Source organism: Rhodospirillales bacterium (assembly GCA_016699855.1).
Taxonomy (GTDB): domain Bacteria; phylum Pseudomonadota; class Alphaproteobacteria; order Reyranellales; family Reyranellaceae.
In genome coordinates this window covers 5,084,657-5,111,620 of the sequence record CP064988.1, presented here as the reverse complement: position 1 = coordinate 5,111,620, position 26,964 = coordinate 5,084,657, and the positions used below count along the sequence as shown (strand labels likewise).

21 protein-coding genes and 2 pseudogenes are annotated in these 26,964 nt (G+C 70.9%); 13 read left to right on the top strand and 10 right to left on the bottom strand.

The window, feature by feature from the left end:
* Positions 1 to 520 precede the first annotated feature (520 nt).
* Positions 521 to 2,011, top strand: coding sequence for a DEAD/DEAH box helicase (locus IPK81_24215; protein QQS12533.1), 1,491 nt, complete (start codon positions 521 to 523; stop codon positions 2,009 to 2,011).
* 131 nt (positions 2,012 to 2,142) lie between these two features.
* Positions 2,143 to 3,007 (top strand): annotated as a pseudogene (locus tag IPK81_24210) (class I SAM-dependent methyltransferase).
* Positions 3,008 to 3,017: 10 nt separating this feature from the next.
* On the opposite strand, the gene IPK81_24205 reads toward IPK81_24210, so the two are convergent.
* Together IPK81_24205 and IPK81_24200 are read right to left on the bottom strand one after the other, a co-directional pair.
* Positions 3,018 to 3,914 (bottom strand): polysaccharide deacetylase family protein, encoded by an 897-nt coding sequence (locus IPK81_24205; protein ID QQS12532.1) that lies wholly within the window; start codon positions 3,912 to 3,914, stop codon positions 3,018 to 3,020.
* 2 nt (positions 3,915 to 3,916) lie between these two features.
* The gene (locus IPK81_24200; protein QQS12531.1) at positions 3,917 to 4,828 is read right to left on the bottom strand and encodes a polysaccharide deacetylase family protein; all 912 of its coding nucleotides are present in this window, start codon (positions 4,826 to 4,828) and stop codon (positions 3,917 to 3,919) included.
* 105 nt (positions 4,829 to 4,933) lie between these two features.
* Between IPK81_24200 and IPK81_24195 the strand changes: the two are divergent.
* From IPK81_24195 to IPK81_24175, 5 genes and pseudogenes are all read left to right on the top strand, one after another.
* Positions 4,934 to 6,942, top strand: a pseudogene (locus IPK81_24195) (NADPH-dependent 2,4-dienoyl-CoA reductase).
* Positions 6,943 to 6,966: 24 nt separating this feature from the next.
* Positions 6,967 to 7,632: an aspartate/glutamate racemase family protein gene (locus tag IPK81_24190; protein ID QQS12530.1), complete on the top strand. Its 666-nt coding sequence runs from the start codon at positions 6,967 to 6,969 to the stop codon at positions 7,630 to 7,632.
* 372 nt (positions 7,633 to 8,004) lie between these two features.
* Positions 8,005 to 8,223, top strand: a complete 219-nt coding sequence (locus IPK81_24185) for a dodecin domain-containing protein (GenBank protein QQS12529.1) — start codon at positions 8,005 to 8,007, stop codon at positions 8,221 to 8,223.
* Between the two features lie 81 nt (positions 8,224 to 8,304).
* A complete protein-coding gene (locus IPK81_24180; protein ID QQS12528.1) occupies positions 8,305 to 9,258 on the top strand; it encodes a hypothetical protein in 954 nt (317 codons plus the stop codon).
* Between the two features lie 28 nt (positions 9,259 to 9,286).
* On the top strand, positions 9,287 to 9,499 hold the full coding sequence (locus tag IPK81_24175) for a hypothetical protein (protein QQS12527.1): 213 nt from the start codon (positions 9,287 to 9,289) through the stop codon (positions 9,497 to 9,499).
* A 351-nt stretch (positions 9,500 to 9,850) separates the two neighbouring features.
* On the opposite strand, the gene IPK81_24170 is transcribed toward IPK81_24175, so the two are convergent.
* From IPK81_24170 to IPK81_24160, 3 genes are all read right to left on the bottom strand, one after another.
* Positions 9,851 to 10,426 (bottom strand): hypothetical protein, encoded by a 576-nt coding sequence (locus tag IPK81_24170; protein ID QQS12526.1) that lies wholly within the window; start codon positions 10,424 to 10,426, stop codon positions 9,851 to 9,853.
* Positions 10,427 to 10,523: 97 nt separating this feature from the next.
* Positions 10,524 to 10,727, bottom strand: a complete 204-nt coding sequence (locus IPK81_24165; GenBank protein ID QQS15249.1) for a hypothetical protein — start codon at positions 10,725 to 10,727, stop codon at positions 10,524 to 10,526.
* A gap of 774 nt (positions 10,728 to 11,501) precedes the next feature.
* On the bottom strand, positions 11,502 to 12,470 hold the full coding sequence (locus IPK81_24160) for an ABC transporter substrate-binding protein (GenBank protein QQS12525.1): 969 nt from the start codon (positions 12,468 to 12,470) through the stop codon (positions 11,502 to 11,504).
* Positions 12,471 to 12,771: 301 nt separating this feature from the next.
* Between IPK81_24160 and IPK81_24155 the strand changes: the two genes are divergently transcribed.
* From IPK81_24155 to IPK81_24140, 4 genes are all read left to right on the top strand, one after another.
* On the top strand, positions 12,772 to 13,950 hold the full coding sequence (locus IPK81_24155; protein QQS12524.1) for a hypothetical protein: 1,179 nt from the start codon (positions 12,772 to 12,774) through the stop codon (positions 13,948 to 13,950).
* Between the two features lie 151 nt (positions 13,951 to 14,101).
* Positions 14,102 to 15,424 (top strand): hypothetical protein, encoded by a 1,323-nt coding sequence (locus IPK81_24150; GenBank protein ID QQS12523.1) that lies wholly within the window; start codon positions 14,102 to 14,104, stop codon positions 15,422 to 15,424.
* 407 nt (positions 15,425 to 15,831) lie between these two features.
* Positions 15,832 to 16,242 carry a hypothetical protein gene (locus IPK81_24145; GenBank protein ID QQS12522.1) on the top strand — a complete coding sequence of 137 codons (411 nt, stop codon included), beginning with the start codon at positions 15,832 to 15,834 and terminating at the stop codon, positions 16,240 to 16,242.
* Between the two features lie 124 nt (positions 16,243 to 16,366).
* The gene (locus IPK81_24140) at positions 16,367 to 17,590 is read left to right on the top strand and encodes a beta-lactamase family protein (GenBank protein ID QQS15248.1); all 1,224 of its coding nucleotides are present in this window, start codon (positions 16,367 to 16,369) and stop codon (positions 17,588 to 17,590) included.
* A gap of 140 nt (positions 17,591 to 17,730) precedes the next feature.
* On the opposite strand, the gene IPK81_24135 is transcribed toward IPK81_24140, so the two are convergent.
* A complete protein-coding gene (locus IPK81_24135) occupies positions 17,731 to 19,518 on the bottom strand; it encodes a hypothetical protein (protein ID QQS12521.1) in 1,788 nt (595 codons plus the stop codon).
* A 223-nt stretch (positions 19,519 to 19,741) separates the two neighbouring features.
* Between IPK81_24135 and IPK81_24130 the strand changes: the two genes are divergently transcribed.
* Positions 19,742 to 20,818, top strand: coding sequence for an alkaline phosphatase family protein (locus tag IPK81_24130; GenBank protein ID QQS12520.1), 1,077 nt, complete (start codon positions 19,742 to 19,744; stop codon positions 20,816 to 20,818).
* Positions 20,819 to 21,150: 332 nt separating this feature from the next.
* On the opposite strand, the gene IPK81_24125 is transcribed toward IPK81_24130, so the two are convergent.
* From IPK81_24125 to IPK81_24110, 4 genes are read right to left on the bottom strand one after another with little or no spacing between them, the layout of a single operon-like run.
* Positions 21,151 to 22,134 carry a tripartite tricarboxylate transporter substrate binding protein BugD gene (locus IPK81_24125; GenBank protein QQS12519.1) on the bottom strand — a complete coding sequence of 328 codons (984 nt, stop codon included), beginning with the start codon at positions 22,132 to 22,134 and terminating at the stop codon, positions 21,151 to 21,153.
* Positions 22,135 to 22,179: 45 nt separating this feature from the next.
* Complete coding sequence (locus IPK81_24120) at positions 22,180 to 23,070, bottom strand: alpha/beta hydrolase (GenBank protein QQS12518.1); 891 nt, start codon at positions 23,068 to 23,070, stop codon at positions 22,180 to 22,182.
* Between the two features lie 19 nt (positions 23,071 to 23,089).
* On the bottom strand, positions 23,090 to 23,788 hold the full coding sequence (locus IPK81_24115) for an enoyl-CoA hydratase/isomerase family protein (protein QQS12517.1): 699 nt from the start codon (positions 23,786 to 23,788) through the stop codon (positions 23,090 to 23,092).
* Positions 23,789 to 23,818: 30 nt separating this feature from the next.
* A complete protein-coding gene (locus IPK81_24110) occupies positions 23,819 to 24,886 on the bottom strand; it encodes a tartrate dehydrogenase (GenBank protein ID QQS12516.1) in 1,068 nt (355 codons plus the stop codon).
* 372 nt (positions 24,887 to 25,258) lie between these two features.
* On the opposite strand from IPK81_24110, the gene IPK81_24105 reads away from it, so the two are divergent.
* Positions 25,259 to 26,944: an amidohydrolase family protein gene (locus IPK81_24105; protein QQS12515.1), complete on the top strand. Its 1,686-nt coding sequence runs from the start codon at positions 25,259 to 25,261 to the stop codon at positions 26,942 to 26,944.
* Positions 26,945 to 26,964: the final 20 nt, after the last annotated feature.

Here is a 26,964-nt window from a genome sequence, read left to right as displayed (position 1 = left end):
GGCACCGCGTCCAGCCGGAAGCCCCAGGCCGTCTTCAAGGACGGCGACACCCGCTAGCTAGACCTCCACGCGGTCCAGCGAATGCCGGCCGCGGATCCGGTTATTCGCATCGCCACGCGGGAAGATCGATCAGCGCGCGGCGATCCATGGCGCCTCGCCGATCGACGACGCGACACCACGTTGCCGAGCACCTCGTTGATCGGATGCAAACGATCACCGACGACTTTGGCGGCGCAACAAACGACCTGCGCTTGACTTCGCAACTGCGAAGAGGCATCTACCGCGCATCGACGGAGCGATCCGCTCGATATCTCTCGCGGCCACGCGCCTTCCGCCCGGATCTAGAACCGGCCTTAACGCGCGCTGCTGAGACCTCCATCCCCGAAGACCCCTCGTCGAGAGCAGGGGGTTGCGATCGCGGACCGTTCGTCCGCGCGGGCGGCCTCGTGCCGCGCCGCGCGCGATCCGCACCCCATGACGGCAGGCCGTGTCGCCGCCGTCGCGAGAAAGCGTACCAAAAGTGACTTCGTTCCAGGACCTCAAGCTCATCGATCCGCTCGCCAAGGCGCTCGCCGCCGACGGCTACGAAAACCCCACCCCCATCCAGCTCAAGGCCATCCCCCCGCTGCTCGAGGGCCGCGACCTGCTCGGCATCGCGCAGACCGGCACGGGCAAGACGGCGGCGTTCGCGCTGCCGATCCTCCAGCGGCTGGCCGCCGACCGCCGCCGCCCGGCGCCCGGCACCTGCCGCGCGCTGGTGCTGGCGCCGACCCGCGAGCTCGCGCTGCAGATCGCCGAGAGCTTCTCGCGCTACGGCCGCTTCATGTCGCTGCGCAACACCTGCGTGTTCGGCGGCGTCAGCGAACGGCCGCAGATCCAGGCGCTGCGCGCCGGCGTCGACATCCTCATCGCCACGCCCGGCCGCCTGATCGACATGATCCAGCAGCGCGCCATCGGCTTCGGCGCGCTCGAGATCTTCGTCCTCGACGAGGCCGACCGCATGCTCGACATGGGCTTCATCCACGACGTGCGCCGCATCGTCCGCCTGCTGCCGCAGGGCCGCCAGACGGCGCTGCTGTCGGCGACCATGCCAGGCGACATCGCCAAGCTGGCGCAGGACCTCCTGAACGAGCCCGTGCGCGTCGAGGTGACGCCGCCGGCGACGACGGTCGAGCGCATCGAGCAGCGCGTGATGTTCGTCGACAACGCCAGCAAGCGCGCCCTGCTGGTGCACCTGCTCTCGGGACCGGCGATCCGCCGCGCGCTCGTGTTCAGCCGCACCAAGCACGGCGCCAACAAGATCGCCGACGGCCTCGCCGCCGCCGGCATCCCGACCTGCGCGATCCACGGCAACAAGTCGCAGGGCGCGCGGCAGAAGGCGCTGTCGCAGTTCAAGGAAGGCCGCATGCGCGTGCTGGTCGCCACCGACATCGCCGCCCGCGGCATCGACGTCGACGGCATCACGCACGTCATCAACTACGACCTGCCGAACGTGCCCGAGAGCTACGTCCACCGCATCGGCCGCACCGCGCGCGCCGGCGCCGACGGCCGGGCGATCGCCTTCTGCGACGCGTCCGAGACGACCTATCTGCGGGCGATCGAGCGCACGACGCGCCAGCGCATCGCGATGGACGCCGACCATCCCTACCATCACGAGGGCATCGCCAGCGGCCAGGTCACCGCGCCGCCGCCGACCCAGCGCGGCCACCGGCAGCAGCCGCGCCGCGACGGACATTCGGCGGGTGGCGGCTATGGCGGTGGACGCGACGCCCACCGCGGCGGGCACGCCGGCCATGGCGGCGGCGGCCGTGACGGCCACCGCGGCGGACACGCCGCCCACGCGGGTGGCGGCGGTGGCGGACGGGACGGCCAGCGCCAGGGCGCCGGTCCGGCGCGCCGCGACGGTGCCGCCCGGCCCGATGGCGGCCAGCGCCGCGACGCCGGACGTCCGGCCCCGGCCCATCGCGGCGGCGGTCACGGCGGCCAGCGGTCGCAGCACCAGCCCCGCTAGGCCGCGCTTTCCTTCGATCGACGGACGCGCTAGGCCATAGGCCGGCGTGACGCCGCGCGACGCCGCTTCCGGGTGACCGGCGCGATGTCGCGGGGCGTCTTCCGTCGCGCGTGGTTCCACCCGGAGTTTCGATGACGTCCCCGACCCCGCCGCAACCCGCCGGCGCGTCAGCCGCGGCGATCCAGGCCCACTACGACGTCGGAGACGACTTCTACCGACTATGGCTCGACCCGAGCATGACCTACTCGGCGGCGCTGTGGGACGGGCCCGACGACACGCGCGATCTCGCCTGGGCGCAGCGCAACAAGGTGGAGTTCCATCTGCGCAATGCCGGCGCGCCGCCGGCCCGGCGCCTGCTCGACATCGGCTGCGGCTGGGGAACCCTGCTGCGCCGCGCCGTCGAGCTTGGCTGCGAGTCGGCCGTCGGCCTGACGTTGAGCGCGGCGCAGGCCGCCCACGTCGCCCGCCTCGACGTGCCCGGCATGGAGGCCCGCCTCGAGAACTGGCAGGACCACGTGCCCGCCGCCGGCTACGAGGCGATCGTTTCGGTCGGCGCGTTCGAGCACTTCACCAAGCCGACCGACGATTCCGCCCGCAAGATCGAGATCTACCGCGGCTTCTTCGCGCGTTGCCGCGAGTGGCTGCCGAAATCCGGCCGGATGTCGCTGCAGACCATCGCCTACGGCACCCTGCGGCGCGACGATCCCAACGTCGGGCTGATGAGCCAGATCTTCCCGGATTCCGACCTGCCGGCTGGAGGAGATCGTGCTGGCCGCCGAGGGGCTGTTCGAGATCGCCCGCCTGCGCAACGACCGGGTCGACTACGCGCGCACGTGCGAGACCTGGGCCAATAATCTGCGCGCCCGCCGCGCCGAGGCCACCACGCTGGTCGGCCGCGAGCAGGTGGCGCGCTACGAGCGCTATCTGAAGCTGTCGTCCTACGGATTCTGGACCGGCAATCTCGGTCTGCTGCGCCTGCGCCTGGTCGCGATCTGACCGCGCGGCCTCAACGCCGCCCGGCGTTGTAGGCGTCGACGATCTCGCCGGCCGTGGCCTGCCAGACCTTGTCGAAGCGCTTCAGGCGCTCGAGCGCTTCGTCCAAATACCGAATCCGGTGGGCCATGCCCAGAAGCCAGGGGTGGACCGCGAGGCAGAAGACGCGGCCGCCCTCCCCGTGCAGGGTCTCGAACGCCTCCGAGACGATCTCCGGGAACCGGGGCGTGCCCACCCGGCGCAGCCACAGCAACTGCACGTCGTCCCACTCCGGCTGGGCCGGCAGCGAGACGAACGGCCGCCCGACGGTCATCGCATAGGGCTCGTCGTCGTTGGGCCAGTCGGCCACGAAATCCAAGCCCGCCTCGGCCAGCAGCGCGGGCGTGCGCGCCGATTCGCCGTAGTCCTGCCCGTGCCAGCCGCGCGGTCTCGCCCCGGTGGCGCGCTGGACGGCGTCGAGCGAGTCCGCGATATGCGCGCGCTCCTCCGCCTCGGTCATCGCGCTGGTCACCATCCTGTTGGCGTGGGTGCCGTGCCCCATGAATTCGTACCCGCGCTTACGGCACTGCTCCACCAGGTACGGATACCGTTCCGCCGCCGACGCGTTGAGCGGCACCGTGGCGCGGATCCCGTGCCGGTCGAGCACCTCCAGCACCCGGAAGATGCCGACGCGGTTGCCGTACTCGCGCTGCGTCCACGTGCGGTAGTCCGGGCTGTAGGTGCCGAACTCGCCGACGAAGCGCGGGTCCTTGCGCGATCCCTTCGGCGGCTCGAACTCCCAGTGCTCGATCGGCAGCATCACCCAGAAGGCGATCTTGGCGTCCCGAGGCCATTTGATCGGTTTGCGCTTGTGCAGCGGCGAGTAGGCGTAGTGCGGGTTGTCCATTCCCGGCGGGATGCGCTCGTCCATGCTCAGGCCTCCTTGCCGAGGTGGCCGCGGTAGGCCGGCATGGCGTGCTTGATGTACCAGTCCGCGATCTCCTCGCCGGTGGCGAACCAGACGTCGGAATGCGAACGCATGTAGGCCAGCGCGCGGTCGAGGTGCTTCACGCGTTGCGGCGAGCCCATCATGTAGGGATGCAGCGCCACGCACATCACCCGCCCGTGGCCGCCGCCGGCGTCGCCGCCCTCGCGGTAAACCGTGTCGAAATGGTCGATCATCATGCCGGCGAAGTCGGACGCCTCGAACGGCTGGCGGTAGATCATCGCGTCGTTGATATCCATAGAATACGGGATCGACACGAGATTGCCGGCCCGCACGTGGATCGGGGTCGGCTGGTCGTCGTGGTAGAGGTCGCAGTAGTAGGTGATCCCCGCCTCGGCCACGAGGTCCGGCGTGCGCTCGGTGAACGACACCGCCGGCGAGAACCAGCCGCGCAGCCTGCGGCCCGTCAGCCGCTCGTGGATCTCGCAGCAGCGCGCGATCGCGGCGCGCTCCTCGTCCTCGGTGTAGTTCCAGTGGTAGCGCGTGTTGTAGAGCCCGTGGCTCATGTACTCCCAGCGCCGCGCCTCCATCGCCTCGAGGATGTCGGGGTACATCTCGATCACCGACATCGACAGGGACACGGTGCAGCGGATCGAGTGCCGGTCGAGCGTCTCGAACATGCGCCACAGCCCCACCCGGTTGCCGTAGTCGCGGCCGCCGTAGCCGAGCACGTCGGGATGCGGCTGGCGCGGCCACGGATCGCGCACCCGGATTTCGGCCGGGACGTACTCGTAGTGCTCGATGTTCGGCACGATCCAGACGGCGACGCGGGCGCCGTTGGGCCAGCGCAGCCGCGGGCGCTCGACGATGGGCGAATAGCTGAAACGGTACGGGTCCACTTGCGCGGCCTCCCCTCGCGGAGGGTATGATCCCCGACTGTAGCCGCGATCCGCGCGGCCGCAAGCGCGCACGGAACCCCCGTCCGCCGGAACCGGATCGAACCCATGACCGTGGCGTTTCCGCACCTCTTCAGCCCGCTCAAGCTCGGCTCGCTCGATCTGGCCAACCGCGTCGTCGTGGGTTCGATGCACACGCGGCTGGAGCAGGTCGAGACGACGCCCGACCGGCTGGTGGCGTTCTACGAGGCGCGCGCCCGGGCCGGCGTCGGCCTGATCATCACCGGCGGCTATTCGCCCAACGCCGCCGGCACGATCGAGGACGATTCGGCGCGCTTCGACTCCGAGGACCAGGTCGGCTTCCATCGGGCCATCGTCGGCTCCGCGCACCGCTTCGGCGTGCCGATCCTGCTGCAGATCCTGCATTCCGGCCGCTACGGGCGGCACGACCGCGCGGTCGGCGCCTCCGAGGCCGGCTCGCCGATCAACAAGTTCAAGCCGCGAGTCATGACGACGGCGGAGATCCGCGCGACGATCGACGATTTCGAGCGCTGCGCCGCCCTTGCGCGGACCGCCGGCTACGACGGCGTCGAGATCATGGGGTCGGAAGGCTATCTGCTGACGCAGTTCCTGTGCCCGCGCACCAACAACCGGACGGACGAGTTCGGCGGATCGCTCGACAACCGCATGCGGCTGCCGCTGGAGATCGTGCGCCGCGTCCGGGCGCGTTGCGGACCGGACTTCGCGATCGTGTTCCGCATCTCGTCGCTCGACCTGGTCGAGGGCGGCATGTCCGGTGCGGAGATCGCGACCTTCGCCCGCGCCCTGCAGGACGCCGGCACCGACGCGCTCGACAACGGCGTCGGCTGGCACGAGGCGCGCGTGCCGACGACGCAGTACTCCGTGCCGCGCGGGGCGTGGCGCGCGGCGACCCAGCGCTTGAAGGACGCCGTCACCATCCCCGTCATGGCCACCAACCGCCTGCCCATGCCCGATCTCGCCGAGCGGCTGCTGGCCGAGGGCGTGGCGGATCTGGTGTCGCTGGCGCGGCCGTTCCTGGCCGACCCCGAATGGGCGTTGAAGGCGCGCGAAGGCCGCGCCGAGGAGATCAACGCCTGCATCGCCTGCAACCAGGCCTGCATCGATTTCATCTTCCGCGACAAGGTCTCGACCTGCGTGGTCAACCCCAAGGCGGCACGCGAGACGATCCTCGTCGCGGCGCCGCCGGGCCGGGCGAAACGGATCGCCGTGGTCGGCGCCGGCGCCGCCGGCCTGGCCTGCGCGATGGAGGCGGCGCAGCGCGGCCACCACGTCACCGTGTTCGAGGCCGACGGCGAGATCGGCGGCCAGATGCGTCTGGCGATGAACGTGCCGGGCAAGGAGTTCGCCGAGACCATACGGTATTTCGGCGCCCGGCTGCGCCGGCTCGACGTCGCGGTCAGGCTCGGTCAGGCGGCTACGCCGGATGCGCTCGCCGCCGGTGGCTTCGACGAGGTCGTGATCGCCACCGGCGCGCGCGCGCGGCGGCCGGAAATCGCCGGCCTCGACCATCCCAAGGTCGCCTGGTACGCCGATATCCTCAGCGGCCGCCGCGCCGCCGGCCGGACCGTGGCGGTCATCGGCGCCGGCGGCATCGGCTACGACGTCGCCGCCTACCTGACGGCGCCGGCCGATGGCGGCGTCGGCGCGTTTCTCGACGCCTGGGGGGCGGACGCCGGCGCCGCCGGGCCGGCGGATTGAAGCCCGCCACGCATCCCAAGCCCGCGCGGCAGGTGACCGTCCTGCAACGCGCCGCGAAGGCCAAGGGCCCGCCCGGGTTGTCGACCGGCTGGGTGCTCAAGGGCGAACTGGCGATGCGCGGCGTGAAGGTCGTGACCGGCGTGCGCTACGACCGCATCGACGACGGCGGCCTGCACTACGCGACCGACGCCGGCCCGGCCGTGATCGCGGCCGACACCATCGTCGTCTGCGCCGGACAGGAATCGGAGCGGCGCCTCTATGACGCGTTGACGGCGCGCGGCATGGGCGCGCATCTCATCGGCGGCGCCGAGACCGCCGCCGAGCTCGACGCGCTGCGCGCCATCGAGGCCGGCACGCGGCTGGGCCTGACCATCTGACATCACCGGGCTGGAGAGACTTCCATGGCCGAGCGCATCCTCGTGATCAACCCGAACTCGACCGAGGCCGTCACCCGCGGCATCGACGCGGCGATGGCGCCGCTGCGCATGTCCGGCGGACCAGAGATCGAGTGCGTGACCCTGCGCGAGGGTCCGCCGGGCATCCAGACGCAGGCCGATGTCGAGAGCGTGGTGGCGCCGGTGTCGCGCACGGTCACCGCCCGCGACAACGACTGCGACGCCTTCGTCATCGCCTGCTTCAGCGATCCCGGCCTGTTCGCCGCGCGCGAGGCGACGCAGAAGCCCGTGCTGGGCATCGCCGAATGCGGCGTGCTCACCGCCATGACGCTGGGCCAGCGCTTCGGTGTGATCGCCATCCTCGACCGCTCCATCCCCCGGCACATGCGCTACGTCAGGCAGATGGGCGTGCAGGACCGCTTCGCCGGCGACCGCGCCATCGGGCTGGGCGTGGTCGAGCTCAGCGACGAGGAGCGCACCCTGTCGCGCATGGTCGCGGTCGGCCGCGAGCTGCGCGAGAAGGACGGCGCCGATGTGCTCGTGATGGGTTGCGCCGGCATGGCGCGCTACCGCGACACGCTGCAGCGCGAGGTCGGCGTGCCGGTGGTGGAACCGACCCAGGCCGCCGTCGCCATGGCCATCGGCCAGGCGCGGTTGAAGTGGGCCGTGTAGAGGCGGCACAATTTTTTTTGATGTCCCAACCCGCTGAAGCTCCCATCCTGTCATCCCGAGCGCAGCGAGGGATCCAGGCGTCAACCCTGGATCCCTCGCTGCGCTCGGGATGACGGTACGGCCGTGGCCTCGGCCCGCCACGCTGGCGACGACGTGCTCGTCGTCAGGATATGTCGATTTTGCGCGCACCCCTCACCCCGGCCCTCTCCCGCGAAGCGGGAGAGGGAGCATGCGAAATCGCGCGCTTGTCGTCCGCCTTCGTACAGGACCATGATCCTCCCGGGCGGGCCGCCACGGCGCGGCGCGCGCCCGAGCGGCTCGCCGCGCATGATCCCGACGACGGCGGACCGCCCTCCAACGGAGGAGATCGCCATGGCCAAGCGGAACACCTACGTGAAGACGGAGGTCGTGGGCACCTCCGACAAATCCGTGTCCGACGCGATCGACGGCGCCATCGCCACGGCGTCGAAGACGCTGCGCAACCTCGACTGGTTCGAGGTGGTCGACGTGCGCGGCAGCATCCGCGCCAACAAGGTGTCGAGCTACCAGGTGACGCTGAAGCTCGGCCTGCGTGCTGAGGCGCCGGCCTGACCAGCGGACCGCCGCGCGTTTGATCGGCGGCGGCGCGGAGGGTAGACGGAACGCCACATCAGGTGTTCCGAAAAGGCAGCTATGACCCTGTCGCGCCGCTCCGCCCTCGCCGCCGCCGCTCTCGCCGGCGTCCCGCGCATGGCGTCGGCGCAAGGACCCGGCCGCGGCGGGGCGCTGTACGATCTGGTCGCGCGCTACAGCGCCCGCCCGCACCACCGCACCGGCACGCCCGAGGCGGCGGCGACGCTGGACTGGATGGACGCCGAGCTGGTGGCGCGCGGCGCCAGGGTCGAGCGCCGCGCCTACGCGTTCGAGCGCTACGAACACCGCGCCTCGGTGTCGATCGACGGCCGGCGCGTCGAGTCGCTGCCGCTGTACTACGAAGGCGTCGGGGAGATCGCGTCGGAGGCGCCGTTCCTGCGCCCCGTCACGCTGGCCAACAACTTCGACAAGGCCGACCTCGCCGCCGCGCTGCGCGAAGCGGCGGCCAGCGGCGCGGCGGCGGCGGTGTTCGCGACGTTCGGCCGGTTCGGCGCCGAGGCGCCACGGCCGAACCTGATCGCCGTCAACGTCGATCCCGACAAGCGGGTCTCCGGCATCCCGACCTTGCTGGTCTCCGGCGAGCACCTCGACTCGCTGGCGGGCGGCTCGGTCTTCGCGGGGCTCAGCGCGCGGCGCGTGCCCGACCGCGCCGACAACCTGATCGCGCGCCTCGGACCGGCGGACGGCGCGCGCGATCGCCGTCACGACACCGCTGACCGGCTGGTTCTCGTGCGCCGCCGAGCGCGGCACCGGCGTGGCGATCGCGTTGGAATTGGCGCGGGACCTCGCGCGCACGCTGCCGGTCGTCGTCGTGGCGACGTCCGGGCACGAGCTCGACAACCTCGGCCTGCGGCGCCTGCTGGCCGACGGGTTCGACGTCAAGCCGCGCGCCGTCGTGCATCTCGGCGCGTCGGTCGCGGCCGGCATCGTCGGCGCCGGTGGCGTCATGCGGCCGGCGCCGTTGCGCCTGGTGGCGTCCAACCGTCCGCTTGACGCTGAGTCGCCGCTGGGTCGGATCCTAATGCCGGCGGGGTTCGTCGCGCCGCCACGCTTTCTCGGCGAGGGCGAGGTGTGGTCGCGCCATCTCGGCGACGCCACGCCGCTGCTGTCCTTCGCCGGCGCCTTCCCGCTGTTCCACACGCCCGGCGACGTCGCCGTCGCCACGACATCGCCGGCGCTGCTGGAAGGCGCCCACCGCGCCGTGGCGGAAGCGATGGCGGCATTGCTCCGATAACGTCACGAGACTTCAGCGGCCGTCGTTCCGAGTGGAACGCCAAAGGCGCGCGGCCGAACGGCCTTTGCCCGGTCGAGTGTCTGAACATGATCGGTCGACTACGGCGCGGCGCGCCTCCAATCAAAGCTGTGATTCCGTTGTCTGGGGTCCCTCGCGGGATGATTCGAGTGCCCGCGACGAGAGCGCCGATAGCCCGGAGTCGGAGGGATCTTCCGGAGCGCTGCCTGAGTAGGCGGCGCCTGCGGCGGACGCGGGCCCGCCGCGCGGCGTCGAGGCGCAGGAGCGGGTGCCAGCGCTGCGGGTGGACCTGGACGCGACGCCTCGAGCCGGCGGTGGCACCCGCCCCGCCCCCTACCACTTCAGCACCGGCGGCGGCTCCTTGCGGGTATTGTTCTCTGGCCGGTAGGCCATGTTGAGCTGCGACAGACACAGGCCGACGGCCACCGGATTGCAGCCCTTCGGGCGGTCCCGCCACGGGAAGGTGTAGTAGCCGGAAGACACCAGCCCCGAGCTTTGGACCGCCTTGTAGACCTCCCAGGGGAAGTTCGGTCCCCACACGCCGATGCCGCCCTTGACGCCGGCGCTGATGGCGTTGATCGCCTGCTGGCTGCACACGCCGCTCGACAGATAGTCGGCGTCGCCGAGATCCGACTCCACGATGTAGGCGTGGATGGCGCTGGCGTCGACCGCGCCGGCGTCGAGCTCCTGGACCACCACCGGGCGGTGGACGTTCTCGGCGAAATAGGCGGCGGCCGAGACCTCGCGCCAGCCGCTCGATCCGCTCACGAACCACGATCCGCGCACGTTCTCGAAGGTATAGACGGTGGAGTCGAGGACGATGGCGGAATGGCCGGGTCCGATGCCGCCGAGGTTGGTGACGCAGGTCAACAGCGCCGCGCGGCGGCAGACTTTGCAGATCGCTTTCATGTTGGCTCTCCCCTAGAAAGTGAGTGTTTGATCACTCTCTATCTACGGGGCGCCACGGCCATCCATCCCCGGCCGGCGGGGGAAAATTCGCGCCGCCCTACTCGATCACCTCGTCGGCGCGTTGAAGAAGCGTTGGCGGAATCGCGATTTTCAGCGCCGCGGCGGTCCTGAGGTTCACCACCAGCTCGAACGTCGTCGGTTGCTCTACCGGTAGTCCGCCGGGCTTCGCGCTCTTCAGGATGCGGTCGACATACGTCGCGGCCCGCCGGAACTGCGCGACCTCGCTGGCGCCGTAGGCCATCAGGCCGCCGGCTCTCACGAAGGCGCGCGGTCCAGGCGATTCCCGCCATCCCCGCGCCCAACGCGGCGTCGGCGATCAGACCGAGCCGCTCGATGTGCAAGGTCGATCCCGGCACGAGGAGGCCGGTGGCGCCGGCACGTCCGGCCGCCGAGATCTCGCGCTCGATGTCCACGGCCGTTTCGACCGCCAGCGGCGCCAGCTGGACGCGGCCCGCGACCGCGAAACGCTCGAACTCCGAGAGCCAGACCCGATGCGCGGGCTGGGGCGGATTCCAGAGCGCCCCGATGCGTCCGATCCGCGGATCCGCCTCCTTCAACAGTTCGATCCATTTGCCGGCGAGCTCGGTGCTGGCGTTGGAGACGCCGGTGACGTTCCCGCCCGGCCGCGCGAGGCTCCGCACGAAGCCCAGTCCCACCGGGTCGCCGACGAGCGTCATGACGATCGGAATCGACGACGTCGCGTTGCGCGCCGCCTGGACGGACTCCGCCCCGCCCGCGACGATCACGTCGACGCCGATACGGACGAGTTCCGCCGCCGCCTCGGAAAGCCGCGCGAAGCTGCCGGCGGCGCCCACGCGCTCGAAGGCGACGCCGACCCCTTCGTGGTAGCCCAGCGCGCGCAGCGCGTCGCGCAGCGCGTCGCGCAGCGCGTCGAACTGGAACGAAGGCCTCGCGAACACGCCGACGCGGGGCATCCGGCGCGATCCCTGAGCACGCGCCGCCACGAGCGGGACAGTCCCCGCCGCGCCCGCGAGCGCGAGAAGGTGGCGCCGCCTCACTCGATGACCTCGTCGGCCCGGGCGAGCAGCGTGGACGGCAGCGTCAGGCCGAGCCGCTTGGCCGTGCGCTGGTTGACCACCAGCTCGAACACCGACGGCCGCTCGATCGGCAGGTCGCCCGGCTTCGCGCCGTCGAGGATGCGCACGGCGTGGCGGGCGACGCCGCGGTAGGCGGCCTTGAGCTCCGGGCCGTAGGTGAACAGCGCGCCGGAATGCGCCATTTGCGCCCAGCCGGAGACCAGCGGCACGCCGCGCGCCGCGCAGGCCTCGACGATCATGGGCGTCGCCTGGACCATCGACGCGCTGGGCAGCGCCATGACCGCGTCGACGCGCGACTCCAGCGCCCCGGCCAGCGCCGGCGGGATGTCGGCGGCGGTCTGCGCGCGCAGCACCACGAGCTCGATCCCGGCCGGCGCGACGGCGCGCTCGCAGGCCGTGATCTCGAGCTCCTCGCCGGCGTGGCGGGCGTTCGACAGCAGCGCGATGCGCCGGCACGCCGGCAGCGCCTCGCGCACGAGGTCGACGCGCTTGGGGTTGAGCTCGATGGCCATAAAGGTGGCACCGGTGGAATCGCCACCCGGCCGCGCCAGCGACTGCGCGATGCCGGCGACGACCGGATCGCCGCTGTAGCCGTACACCACCGGCACCGTGCGCTTGGCGCGCACCACCGGCAGGGTGGCGGCGCCCTGCGCCATGATCAGGTTCACCGGCAGCTTCTCGAGCTGCGCCACGATGCCGGGCACGGCGTCGAGCTTGCCGTCGGCGTAGCGCTCGACGACGCGGATCGGCGCCGCGCCGGGCTTAGCGTTGTCGGCGAGGCCGGCGCGGAACGCGGCCACGATCGCGGTCATCGACTCGCGCGCCTCCGGCGAGACGAAGCCGATGACGCGCTCGGCGGCGGCGGCGCGGAACCCGATAAACGACGGCGCCGACAACGCGGCGGAAAGCAGGAGCCGGCGTCTCATGGGTCACCTGTTCGACGATATAGGGAACGCCTACGACGCGGGCAGACTGCCATAGGCGCGGACGGGGTGAAAAATTATTCGCGCCGGGCGTGGATGCCCAGTGGAGTCCCCGAATAGTATGGAGTATGGAACCTGACCGCTCACTTAGGATGGTAACCCGACGGGCGACGTCACCGCCCGCGCCACCGGGCGCGGCTCCCGTTCCAGCATCGAGGCCGGCGCGACGCGCCGGACCGTACCCGGACGCATCCGTCGCCGCCCGACGGGCGCGCACATGACAATCGACAGGGGAGACGACGACATGGCTTCGAAGATGATGACCCGCCGCGGCGCCTCGGCCGCGGCGATGGCCGGCGCCGCGGTGGCGCTGGCCGCCGGCCCGGCGCGTGCCGACGCGCTCGACGACGCGCTGGCCTGGCTGACCGAGATCGGCGCCAAGGACCACAACAAGCCGTTCACCAAGGAGTCGCTGGCGAAGCTGTACTCGATCAGCCTCGGCACGAACGAGATCGCCGCCAAGCTCAAGCCCGACGACCTCAAGCACCTCGCCGCGCTGCCGGCGCTGCGCAGCCTCGACCTCTCCAACAAGGCCTACGGCGACGACATGGCGGCGGCCGCGGCGAAGCTGGCCAACATCCAGTCGCTGAACATGGGCGGCGAGAACCAGCTGACCGACAAGGCGCTGCTGGAGATCGGCAGGATGGTGAAACTGGAGTCGCTGACCTTGAGCGGCTCGCTGTTCGCGCCGTCGAAGTACACGGCGGCCGGCGTCAAGGCGCTGGCGGCGCTACCCAACCTCCAGACGCTGGACCTCAGCCAGTCGTCGTTCGGCGACGCCGGGCTGATCGAGCTGAAGGCGGCGCCGAAGCTGCGCTCGCTCAACATCATCGGCGCCAAGGGGGTCGGCCGGCCGGGCCTCGAGGCGCTGGCCGCGATCAAGACGCTGAGGCGGCTGGTGCTGCAGTGGGTCGAGGTCGACGAGGAGGTCGAGGCGCTGACGGCGTCGACGGCCATCGAGGACATCGTCTTCATGGGCGCGTTCAACACCAAGAAGCACTTCACCGACGCCGGCGGCGTCCAGCTCGCGAAGATGAAGCAGCTGACCAGCGTCGCGATCTGGCACACGAAGGTGACCGACAAGACCCTGGTGGCGCTGGCGGCCCTGCCCAGGCTGCGCACGCTGATCGTCAGCAAGACCGAGGTCACGGACGCCGGCTTCGCGCCGTTCGCCAAGCACGCGACCCTGGCCACCGTGTGGGCCAGCGAGACGAAGCTGACCGGCGCGGGCATGGCGCATTTCGCCGCGATGCCGAAGCTGGGCTCGCTGTCGATCGACGACACCAAGGTGACCAACGCCGGCCTGCTGACCCTGGCGGCGAACGCGGCGCTGACCAGCGTCAGCGCGCGCAAGACCGGCGTCGACGACGCCGGCATCGCCAAGGCCAAGGAGGTCAACCCCAAGCTGCGCGTCAGCAAGTGACGCCGGCGGCGCCCCCGGCTCCGGCCGGGGGCGTCCCGCGTTTCGCCCGGACCGTCGTTTTGTGGAAGGCGCTTGCGCGGGGCCTGAAGGGTTCGTAAGAATTGGCCGCTCACTTCCCCGTGAGCGCTCATAATATTCCGGAGCCCCTCCCGTGCCCTTCCAACGCCGCGCCGTCTGGTCTACCGCCCTCCTCGTCCTCGCCGCCGCGAGCCCCCTCGCCGCCGCCCGCGCGCAGGCGCCGGAGCTCTGCGTCGCCACGGGTGGCGACGGCGCCGCGTGCCTCTCGGGCGGCGCGTGGAGGACGTACAAGCAGGCCGACAAGGGCACGCTCGGCTCGAACCATGTCGCGAAGATCGCCGCCTGCGGCGAGCAGACGATCTTCGCGCACGGAAGCGGCGTCAGCGCGCTCGACTCCAAGGGCTGGTCGCAGCATCCGCGCTGGGGCAGCGCCTCGGCGGAGTCGATCGTCTGCGCCGGCGACACGCTGTGGGTCGCCCACTTCAAGGGCGTCAGCCGGTTCCAGGGCGGCGCGTGGACGACGATCAACCCCGACCAGCTCGCGAGCGGCGCCTCGATCAACGATCTGATCAAGTCGGTGTCGATCGCGCCGGACGGCGCGGTGTGGGTCGCCACCGGCCGCAGCGTGGCGCGCTTCGCCAAAGGCGAGTGGACGCGCTTCCAGCAGGGCGAGGGATTCGAGAAGGCCGTGTTCTTCGAGCGCCTTGCGGTGGGACCCGACGGCAAGGTCTGGGTCGCCGGCAGCTCCGGCCTGTGGCTGCGCGACGGCGAGAAATGGACCGCGGTCGAGCAGCGGCTGGGCACCGTGCGCGCGATGGTGGTCGACAAGGCGGGACGCGTGTTCGTCGGCACGCACGCCGACGGCATCCACGTCTACGCCGCCGGCGCCTGGACGCGGCACACCCGCGACAAGGGGCTGCCATCGAACCGCATCAACGCGCTGGCGGCGGATGGCCACGGCCGCGTCTGGGCCGCGACCAGCTACGGCCTGGCGGTGCTCGACGGCGACAAGTGGACGGTCTACCGCATGGACAACGCGACCCTGCCGGCCAACGCGCTGGTCGACCTCGCGGTGTTCCGCGGCGGCCCCGCCGCGCTGCCGAAGACCGAACCGACGGCGCCGGGCTCGATCATCGGACGCGTCGCCGGCGCCGAGAGCAAGCCCGTCGCCAAGGCCAAGGTCGAGCTCTGCGTCGAGGCGCTGTTCGCCGGCATCTCGAGGGTCCAGACCACGCCCTGCACCGGCCAACCCTTCGCGCGGTCGCAGACCACGGACGCGGACGGCCGCTTCGCCTTCGAGGACGTGCCGGCCGGCAAGTACATCCTCGCGATCGAGACGGAGCCGGGCAAATGGGGCCTGCTGACGTCGGGCTTCGTCGGCGCCTCGCAGATGATTCCCGTCGCCGCCGGCAAGCGGACCGACCTGCAGACGCTGAACCTGCGCGCCAAGCCGTAGCCGACCGCGACTCCGACGGTCCGCGGCCGGTTGGCGGACCCGGAGAACGTTGCCATCCTTCCCTGCCTACGGGAGCTGGATGGCGAACCCATGCCGGACCAGCCGCCCGATAGTGAATGGCACCTGTCGATCACCGGTTTGGCGACACTTCCCGTTTCGCCGTCCCGCATGTCGCCTTCCGGACGAAGTCGGGCCGTGTGGCGGCCGGGCGCGAGACGACGCCGTTGTCGTAAGCCGGTGTCCTGTCGCCAGGGCGATTCGCCGGAACCTACGCCGTTGGCGGCAACACGGGCCTGTTCGAGGCCCAGTTCGACGAGACCGACAGCTCGCTAGAGATCATGCTCATCGGTCCGCTCAAGGCGGCCTGAACCGCGAGGTCGTCGCGCCCCTGCATCAACGATTCGACCGTGCAGGCGCACGTCAATCGCGCCCTTCTGGCGCATGCGAACGTCGAGTCTATACCGGAGCGCGTGCAGCGCGCGTTCGTGGCGCTGCGCGACGAACGTCGAAGGCGCGGCAATTCATTCGACCGGGCTCTCGCCGCGGCGGCACACTCCCTCTTCGCCCGCGCGCTCGTCGCCAAACGCAAGGCCGGCAAGGCGCGGATGGACGCGACGGCGCTGGGCTACGACGCCGGCAATTCGTTCCCGCGGTCGCCGCGCGCCGAGGACGCGACGACGGTCGCCGCCAACCGGCCGTCGCGCGGGTCGGCCGGGAGCGTCCGCCGGGGTCCGCGCGGATCCGCCGATGGCGAGGCCGACCGGGTCCGCCACAACGTGACCGGCACGGCGCCGCGCGTGATCCAAGGCCACCATTGACGATCGCCGGGCGCGACCGCCGCCATGGGAGCCATGCGCCGGCGGCGGCCGCCTCGACAGGCCACGGCCGGGATGGATAGAGTCCGGTCGGAATTCTGGACGCGAGAGGAAACCCGCCATGGACATGAACATCGCCACCACCGTGAAGCCTGAGGATGTCGGCCTGAGCTCGTCGCGGCTGGAGCGCGTCAGCGCCTGGGCCGACGCGCTGGTGGCGTCGGGCAAGCTGGCCGGGCTGACCACGGTGGTGATGCGGCGCGGCCAGGTGGCCCACCTGCACGTCACCGGCAAGTCCGACCTCGCGCGCGGCACGCCGATGCGGGCCGACACGATCTTCCGCATCTATTCGATGACCAAGCCGCTGACCAGCGTCGCCATCATGATGCTGTACGAGGAGGGCCGCTTCCAGCTCGACGATCCGATCACCCGCTACGCGCCGATGTTCAAGGACATGCGCGTGGCGTCCGGCGGCATGCGCGGCAAGATCGACACCGTGCCGGCCAACCGGCCGATCACCTTCCGCGACCTGCTCACGCACACGTCGGGGCTCACCTACGGCTTCATGGAGGCCAACAACGTCGATGCGCTGTACCGCAAGGTCGGCATCGACTTCCACCTCGCCAAGGTGTCGCTCAAGGAGATGATCGAGCGGCTGGCCGAGCTGCCGCTGATCGCGCAGCCCGGCGCGGAGGGGAACTACAGCGTCGCCACCGACGTGCTGGGCTACCTCGTGCAGGCGATCTCCGGCGAGCGCTTCGACGATTTCCTCGAGAAGCGCGTGATCAAGCCGCTGGGCATGGTCGACACGTCGTTCCACCTGCCGGCCGACAAGGCCGGCCGCTTCGCCGCCAACTACAACGTCGAGGCCGACGGCTCGCTGAAGCTGATCGACGATCCGCAGAAGAGCCACTACCTCACGAAGCGCGACATCGTGTCGGGCGGCGGCGGTCTGGTGTCGACGGCGGCCGACTACATCCGCTTCTGCCGCTTCATGCTGAACAAGGGCGAGCTCGACGGCGTGCGCCTGCTGGGCCGCAAGACGGTCGAGCTGATGACGTCGAACCACCTGCGCGGCGACATGGCCGACATGGGCCAGCCGCGCTTCAGCGAGTCGAGCTACGAGGGCATCGGCTTCGGCCTGGGCTTCTCGGTGATGCTCGATCCGGCCAAGGCGCAGATCCTCGGCACGCCCGGCGAGTACGCCTGGGGCGGTGCCGCCAGCACCGCCTTCTGGGTCGATCCGCGCGAGGACATGGCGGTGCTGCTGCTGACCCAGGCGATGCCGTCGAGCGCCTACCCGATCCGCCGCGAGCTGCGCGTGCTCACCTATCAGGCGGTCATCGACTGAGGCGTCCGCGGAAGCCCCTCATCCGGCGCTACGCGCCACCTTCTCCCCCGAAGACGGGGAGAAGGCGAAAGCCTCATTCCCTTCTCCCCCGTCTTCGGGGGAGAAGGTGCCCGAAGGGCGGATGAGGGGCGCCGCCTCTCTCACTTCGCGATGTGCATGTTCGGCTTCACGGCCTTGGCGGCCTTGACGCCGTCGTCCGTGACCTTGGTCTGCATCACGTTGAGAGACGACAGGCCCTCGATCTTCGCGAGCGTCGGCAGCGAGGCGTCGGTCACCGCCGTGGCGCGCAGGTCGAGCATTTGAAGCTTCATCCCGGCCAGCGCGGCGGCGGCGCCGTCGCCGACCGGCGTCTCCGGCAGGCTCAGCCGCCGCAGACCGGGCATGTCCTTCAGCGCCGCCACACCCGCGTCGGTGATCTTCGCCTTGTGGACGTAGAGCTCGCTCAGGAGCTTCATCGTCGCGATCGCGGCGAGACCCTTGTCCGTCACCTCGGGCGAGTACGCCAGCGTCAGCGTCAGCAGCGACGAGATCTTCGCCACGGTCGCGAGGTCGGCGTCGGTGGCGCCGCAATTGCTGATGTTCAGCGCCTGCAGCTGCTTGAGCTCGACCAGCGGCGCGAAGCCGCCCGCCAGCTTGTTCTCGTAGAGCTGGAGCTCGCGCAAGCCCGCGATCCTGGCGATGTGCGCCACGCCGGCCGTCGTCATCGACTTGGCGCCGGACACGAACAGCCGCTGCAGCTTGGGCGCGCCGCCGGCCAGCGCCGCCAGCGCCGCGTCGTCGAGCTTGGGCATGGAGCGCGCCGCCAGCTCGACCAGGGCCGGCAGCTTGGCGATCGAGGCCATGCCGGCGGCGCCGACTTGGGTCTGCGCCACCGACAGCCACTGCAGATCCTTGAGGCCGGCGATGTGCGCGAGTCCGGCGTCGGAGACGTCGGACATCTCGAGGTTCAGGCGTTGCAGCGCCGCGAGCTTGCCGATGCCGGTCATGGCCGCCTCGGTCAGGCCCTTGACGGATACCAGCGACAGGCTGCGCAGCTCCTTGGCCGCCGCCAGCGCCGCGAAGGTGGCGTCGTCGACGCTCGCGCGGTCGAGGGAGAGCTGCCGCAACGAGGCGATCTTCGCCAGATCGGCGGCGCAGGCCGCCGTCACCTTGGCGCCGGCGAGCTGGAGGCTGCCGAGCTTGGGCAGCGCCTTGAGCGCGGCGCAGTCCTCGTCGGTGAACTTCTTCGCCAGATCGCCGGAGACGTAGACGTTGAGCACCTTGTCGGCGTTCTCCGCCGTCACCGGCTGGCCCGACACCTTCACATTCATGTCCGCGAGACGCTTGAAGGCGTCGCCGGCCGGCGCCTGGGCGACGGACTGCGCGGGCGCGGCCGCCGGCGGCGCGGCGGGCTTCGGTGCCTCCGCGACCTGAGTCGGCGCCGGAGAGGGCGCGGGTCCGGCGGCTTGCGGCGCAGCCGGCGCCGAGGGCGGCGGGGCGGCCGCCACCGGCGCGCTGACCGGAACCACCGGCGCCTGCGCTGGCGTGGCGGCCGGTGCGGCGGCGACCAACGGCTTGACGCAGGCCGGCAACGCGGCGCCGAACCCGAAGCTCTTGGGCGCGGCGTCGGCGCGGGCCGTCAACACGCCGTTGCGCGACGAGCCGGCGAACTCGCCGCAGCCGTCGCCGACCACCAGGGTGACGGTGGCGCCGCGCGGCGCGGCGACGCCGGCGTGGCGGGCGGCGACGCAGATCTCCGACGTCGCGGCGTAGCGATCGACGCCGAACGCCGACGGATCGGCGGCGTCGGACGCGCGCCGCTCGCGGCGGGTCTGTCCGCGGCCGCCATTCACCGCCTGCTGCGTGCAGACGCAGGTGAGCTTGCTGCCGACCGCCAGGCCTTCGGCTGTCTCCGGACAGGGCGTCTGCGCCGACGCAGGCGCGCCCATCGTTGCGGCGACGGCAATGATCGCCGCGCCCGTCAAAGCACCAACCTTCATGGATCTCCCCCGACACGCGGTCCGCTGGAGCGCCCTCGCCCCGCCATCGCGCCCGCATTCTGCATATGCGGCGCAAACCGGGCAATCATCCCCGGCCCCGGTGGCCGCGGCGCTTGAAGCGGTGGCGATCCGCGGCGAGACTACCGGCCCGTCCCGCAGGATCGCGCCGCACATGACACCGGACCGCCGAAGCGACACCGTCCCCCGCCCGACGCGCCGCGCCGCCCTGCTGCTGGCCGGCGCCACGCTGGCGGCGCCGTTCGTGGCGCGCGCGCAGCAGCGGCCGATGGCGCGGATCGCGTTCGGCTCCTGCGCCGACCAGAACCAGCCGCAGCCGATCTGGGACGCGATCCTCACCTACCGCCCGGACCTGTTCATCTTCGCGGGCGACTGCGTCTACGGCGACAGCGCCGATCCCGACCTCGGACCGCTGCGCGCCGCCTACGCCCGCCAGCGCGACAACGAGGGGTTCATGAAGGCGCGCCGCCAGCTGCGCCACATGGCGGTGTGGGACGACCACGACTACGGGCTCAACGACGGCGGCGCCGAGTTCGCGCACAAGGCGGCCGCCAAGGACGAGTTCCTGCGCTTCTGGGACGTCCCGCCCGACGATCCCCGGCGCGGCCGCGAGGGGCTGTACCATGCCGAGACGTTCGGTCCCGCCGGCATGCGCACGCAGGTGATCCTGCTGGACGCGCGTTGGTTCCGCTCGCCCCTGAAGCGCACGGACAGGCTCAACGCGCCGGGCAAGGAGCGCTACGTGCCGGACGAGGATCCGACCAAGACGATGCTGGGCGAGACGCAATGGTCATGGTTGAGCCAACGGCTGCGCGAGCCGGCCGACATCCGGCTGGTGGTGTCGAGCGTGCAGATCCTGGCCGAGGGCCATGGCTGGGAGCGGTGGGGCAACCTCCCGCTGGAGCGGCGGAAATTCTTCGAGGTCGTGCGCGACGCCAAGGCCGAGGGCGTGGTGCTGGTGTCGGGCGACCGCCACATCGGCGCCATCTACCAGGAGAGCGAGGACACGCCCTACACGCTGACCGAGATCACCTCGAGCGGGCTCAACAAGTTCTTCCCCGGCAACAAGGAGGACGGTCCGAACCGACTGGGCGCGGTGTACGGGCTGCCGAATTTCGGGACGGTCGAGATCGACTGGTGGGAGCGCACCGTGCAGGTCGCCGTGCGCGACGAGGTCGGCCAGACGGTCCGGCACGATTCTGTCGACATGGATGATCTGGCGGAGAAATAGCGTTCTTCGGCAAAGATATATGAGCTGAAAGAACGCTTTAACTACACGACTCTACGATCCGCGCAGCGTCGAGGTTGGCGCCTCGTCACCCAGCCCCGCCTGCTATCCTCATGCCCCCTCCCCTCAGGCGCCCGGTAGGGCGCCGATGTGGGGGAGGGCTGGGGTGGCGGGTGCCATCGCGCGAAATCTGCGCCGTGAGCCGCTTCGGCTACACCATTCAATCGCAAACATCGCGACCTGCACTACCCCCACCCCGACCCTCCCCCACAAGGGGGGAGGGAGTTTAGAAAGCTGCCCCGCATCGAATTGTGTGAACGCGGCAGCCCGTCGCCCTACTGCGGCTGGACGCCGGCGCCGCGCACCGCGGGGACCCACTTGTCGATCGACGCCTGGAGCTGCGCGCGCAACGCCTCCGGCGTCGACTCCTCCTTGGTCGGCAGCTCGACCGCGAAGTCGATCAGCTGCTTGCTGACCGCCGGATCGGCCAAGGTCGCGACCAGCGCGGCGTTGACCTTGGCGACGACGTCCTTCGGCGTGCCCTTGGGGCCGAAGAAGCCGTTCCAGATCGCGACCTCGTAGCCGGGCAGCCCGGCCTCGTCGATGGTCGGCACGTCGGGCAGCTGCGGCAGGCGCTTCTTGCTGCTGACGCCCAGCGCCTTGATGTTGCCGGCCTTGATCTGCGCCAGCACGTTGACCGCCTGGTCGACCATGTAGTCGAACTGGCCGGCCATCAGGTCGTTCAGCGCCGGGCCGGTGCCCTTGTAGGGGATCTCCAGCACCTCGACCTTCATCATGCTGTTGAGCATGAGACCGCCGAGATGCGAGGCGGCGCCGATGCCGGCCATGCCGTACTGCGCCTTCTTCTGGTTGGCCTTCACGTAGGCCATGAACTCCTTGAAGTCCTTGACCGGCAGATCCTTGCGCGCGACCAGCACCATCGGGTTGGTCCCGCCCAGCCCGATCGGCTCGAGGTCGGTCCGGCTGTCGTAGGGCAGCGTCTTGTAGAGCGCGATGTTGACCGCCAGCGTGCCCATGTGGGTGAAGATCAGCGTGTGGCCGTCGGGATTGGCGCGCGCGGCCTTGGCGACGCCGATCGTGCCGCCGGCGCCGCCGACGTTCTCGACGATGATGCTCTGGCCGAGTTTCTCGCTCATCTTCTGGCTCAGCACGCGGGCCAGCGCGTCGGTCGGCCCGCCGGCCGCGAACGGCACGATCACCGAGATCGGCTTTGTCGGGTAGCCCTGCGCCCGGACGGCGCTGGTCGTGGCGAACACGGCCCCGGCCGCGACGCCGGTGAATTGGCGACGTTTCAACATCTGCGGTCACTCCCTAACGGGCGGAAATCGCCCTTTGGCGCGCTTCTAGCCGAAAAAATCGGCGATTTCCCGCGTCAATTCGTCGGGGCTCTCCTCCGCGAGATAGTGGCCGCCGGGGATCGCCGCGCCCGTCACCGGCAGCGCGCAATAGGGCTGGAACGTGCGGATCGGATCGAACATCCGGTCGATCACGCCGCCCTTGGACCACACCGCGCGCACCGGGCAGGCGATCCTGCGACCGGCCGCGAGGTCGGCGCGGTCGTGGTCGAGGTCGATGGAGGCCGAGGCGCGGTAGTCCTCGCACATCGCGTGGATCGCGCCGGGGAGCTTGGCGCAGCGCAGATACTCGGCCTGCGCCTCAGCCGTGTGCACGATCGGCGCGCCCCAGCGCTGGCCCAGCATCCACGGCAGGTAGAAGTCGATGTCGTGCGAGATCAGGTTCTCCGGAAAGGGATGCGCCTGGATCAGGAAGAACCAGTGGAAGTAGCGCGTCGCCAGCTCGAGATTGGTGCCCTCGTAGATCGCCAGGGTCGGCGCGATGTCGACGGGCATGAAGCGGGCGACGGCGTCGGGATCGTCGAGGCACAGGCGCTGGCCGACCCGGCCGCCGCGGTCGTGGCCGACCAGATCGAAGCGCGGGAATCCGAGATGGGCCATCAGCGCCACCATGTCGGCGGCCATCGCGCGCTTGGAGTAATTCTCATGGCGCGCGTCACCCGCGGGCTTGGCGCTGTCGCCGTAGCCGCGCAGATCGGCGCACACCACCGTGCGCGTCGCCGCCAGCCGCGGCGCCACGATATGCCACATGATGTGGCTCTGGGGATGGCCGTGCAGCAGCAGCATCGGCGGGCCGGAGCCGGCGACGACGTAGTTGATGTGCCCGGCACCGCCGGCCATCGGCGTCGCGAACGTGCCGCGCCGGAATCCCTCGAACATCGCGCCCTCCCCGCCGGGTCTAGATCCAAGACACGAGCATCGGATCGCCGCCGGAGTCGATGACCGCGCGCATGCGGCGCAACGTGCCGTCGCGCAACTGGGCCTTGACCGCGCTATAGCCGGGCGCCGCCGCCAGCGCGCGCGCCAGCGCGGCGGCCTCCGCGACGACATCCTCCGGGGCGACGACGCGGTCGACCAGACGCGCGGCCAGCGCCTCCTCGGCCGACACCATGCGGCCGCTCAGCATCAGGTCGCGGCGCAGCGCCGGCTCGACGGAGTCCTCCAGCACGATGAGCGGCACGGCCGGATACGGAATCCCCGCCGTCACCTCGGCGAGCGCGAACCGCGCCGCCCCGCGCGCGGCCACACGGAAATCGCACGCCATCGCGAGCACCATGCCGCCGCCGACCGCCGGCCCGTTGACGGCGGCGACCACCGGAAAGGGAAGCCCGTAGAGCGCCGCCGCCATCGCGTTGATGTCGGCGACCATCGCGCGCCGGTCCGCCGCGTCGTAGCCCGGCACGACTTTGAAATTCACGCCGGCGCAGAAGGCGCGTCCGGCGCCGGTGACGACGGCGGCGGCGATGTCGCGGCGCGCCGCCAGATCCGCGAGGCGCGCGATCAGCGCGGCGGTGAATTCCAGATCGACCGCGTTGGCCGGCGGCGCCTCGAAACGCAGCGTCGCCAGCCCGTCGGCGATGTCGAGATCGACGGCCATGCCGGCGCGCCCCGATCCACGCGCCGCGTGTCACGCCGTCTTCACGGCCTCCACCAGCGCGCGCGTCAGGTCCTTGGTGCCGCCGTTGCCGCCGAGGTCGGGCGTCTTGGGGCCGCCGCCGGCCAGCACGGTCTCGATGGCGCGCACGATGGCGTCGGCGGCGTCGCGGTGGCCGAGATGCTCCAGCATCATCGCGCCCGACCACACCTGGCCGATCGGATTGCAGATTCCCTTGCCGGCGATGTCCGGCGCCGAGCCGTGCACCGGCTCGAACATCGAGGGGAACAGCCGCTCGGGGTTGATGTTGCCGCTGGGCGCGATGCCGATCGAGCCGACCACGGCGGGGCCGAGATCGGAGAGGATGTCGCCGAACAGGTTGCTGCCGACCACGACGTCGAACCAGTGCGGGTTGCGCACGAAATGCGCCGTCAGGATGTCGATGTGGAACTGGTCGGTGGTGACATCGGGATAGGATTTCGCCATCAGCGCGAAGCGCTCGTCCCAGTACGGCATCGAGTAGATGATGCCGTTCGACTTGGTCGCCGAGGTCACGTGCTTGCGCTTGCGCCCCTTCGCCATCTCGAAGGCGTAGCGCATGATGCGGTCGGTGCCGGTGCGCGTGAAGATCGCCTCCTGGGTCACGAACTCGCGGTCGGTGCCCTCGAGCATGCGGCCGCCGATCGAGGAGTACTCGCCCTCGGTGTTCTCGCGCACGACGTAGAAGTCGATCTCGCCGGGCTTGCGGCCGGCCAGCGGGCACTGCACGCCCTCGAACAGGCGCACCGGCCGCACGTTGGCGTACTGGTCGAAGCCGCGGCGGATCGGGATCAGCAGGCCCCACAGCGAGACGTGGTCGGGCACGCCCGGCCAGCCGACCGCGCCGAGGAAGATCGACTCGAAAGGCTTGAGCTGGTCGAGCCCGTCCTTGGGCATCATCTCGCCGGTCTTGGCGTAGCGCTCGCACGACCAGTCGAACTCGGTCCACTCGAACTCGACGCCGAATCGGCGGCCGGCGGCCTCCAGCACCTCGATGCCCGCCGGCACGACCTCCATCCCGATGCCGTCGCCCGCGATCACCGCGATCCTGTGCCTGGCCATGTGCGTGTTTCCTCTGTCTGAATTGACCGCCCTCTCCGCCGCTCGCGGGGGAGAGGGAGGGACCCGCCGCGAAGCGGTGGGGAGGGTGAGGTGGTGTCGATGAAGAACAGGCTAGCGCCCGTGCGGTCCACCGACCCACCTCACCCTCCCCATGCTGCGCATGGGTCCCCTCCCTCTCCCCCCACTTCGTGGGCGGAGAGGGCGAAGAACGCTTCGTCGCGCGGGAAACTAGCAGTCCGCCGCGGCGGCGCAAGCCGAGGGGGCGCGGCGCGCATAGGACGCTTGCCGGAGGCGCCGGGGTGGTCGGTTGCCCCGTCGCCCGCGCGCGGCCATGATGAACGCCGGTTTATTCGACCCGCCGCGGAGGAACGCATGGACTACGACCTGAAGATCACCGGCGGCACGATCGTCGACGGCAGCGGCAAGCCCGGCTTCAAGGGCGACGTCGGCATCAAGGGCGGCAAGGTCGTGGCGCTCGGCGCCGCGCCGGGGACGGCGGCGCAGACCATCGACGCGGCGGGCCGCGTCGTGGCGCCGGGCTTCGTCGACGTCCACACGCACTACGACGCGCAGATCCTGTGGGACCGCGGCGCCACCATCTCGCCGTGGCACGGCGTGACGACGGCGGTCATGGGCAATTGCGGTTTCGGCGTCGCGCCGACGCGCCCGTCGGACCGGCTGCGCATCATGCAGACGCTGGAGAACGTCGAGGGCATGAGCCTCGACGCGCTAAAGGCCGGGCTGGGCGAGAACTGGGGCTTCGAGACCTTCCCTCAGTATCTCGACGCGCTGGAGCGCAACGGCAGCGCCATCAACCTCGCGGTGCTGGTCGGCCACACGCCGGTGCGGCTGCACGCCATGGGCGAGGCCTCGACCGAGCGCGCCGCCAACCCCGAGGAGATCGAGACGATGCGGCTGTCGGTCAGCGAGGCGGTCAAGGCCGGCGCGCTGGGCTTCGCGACCTCGAAGGCGATCACCCATAACGGTTACGCCGGCCGGCCGGTGCCGAGCCGCCAGGCCACCTACGACGAGATCGACACGCTGGCCACCGCGGCGCGCGACGCCGGCGCGCCGCTGATGCAGATCACCTTCGGCAAGGAGTTCTTCATCGAGGAGATGTCGAAGCTGTCGCGCGAGCGCGGCATCCGGGTCACCTGGACCGCCCTGCTCGCCGGCCTCGCCGGCCCGGGCTCGCACCGCAAGTACCTCGACCGCACGGAGGCGGAGAAGAAGACCGGCGCCGACGTCATCCCGCAGGTGAGCTGCCGGCCGCTGTTCTTCGAGTTCAACTGGGCCAGCCCGTTCCCGTTCGAATCGATGAAACTGTTCAACACGCTGGCGGCGGAGTGCGCCAAGGATCCCGGCGCCCGCGTGCGCGCCTACCGCGATCCGGCGTGGCGGCGCACGATGGAGGAGCAGCTCCTGCCGTTCCTGCGCACCTGGGCCGAGCGCACGACGATCACCTGGTCGCCCAAGGACCGCTCGCTCGAGGAGCAGCCGCTGGCCGCCGCCGCGGCGAAGGCCGGCAAGGCGCCGCTCGATTTCGCGATCGACCTGGCGCTGGACTGCGATCTCGAGGCGCGCTTCCGCATCGCGCTGATCAACCACGACGAGGGCGAGGTCGAGGAGCTGCTGAAGGACGGCAACACCGTGATCGCGCTGTCGGACGCCGGCGCCCACGCCAGCCAGCTCTGCGACGCCTGCTACGCCACCTACTTCCTCGCCAAGTGGGTGCGCGAGAAGAAGGTCTTCACCCTCGAGCAGGGCGTGCACATGCTGACGCAGCGCCCGGCAGAGCTGTTCGGCATCAAGGACCGCGGCCTGCTCGCGGTCGGCCGTCCGGCCGACGTGGTGGTGTTCGATCCGGCGACCGTGGCGCCGAGCGCGCTGCGGCGCGTGTTCGACCTGCCGGGCGGCGCCGACCGTCTGGTCGCCGACGCCACCGGCGTCGCCGCGGTGGTCGTCAACGGCGCGGTGATCCGCCGCGACGACGCGGACGCGCTGCCGGCCGGCGCCGCCCTGCCCGGCCGCGTCCTGCGCCACGGCCACGCGGCCTAGCCGCCCCGTCCTCTCCGCCG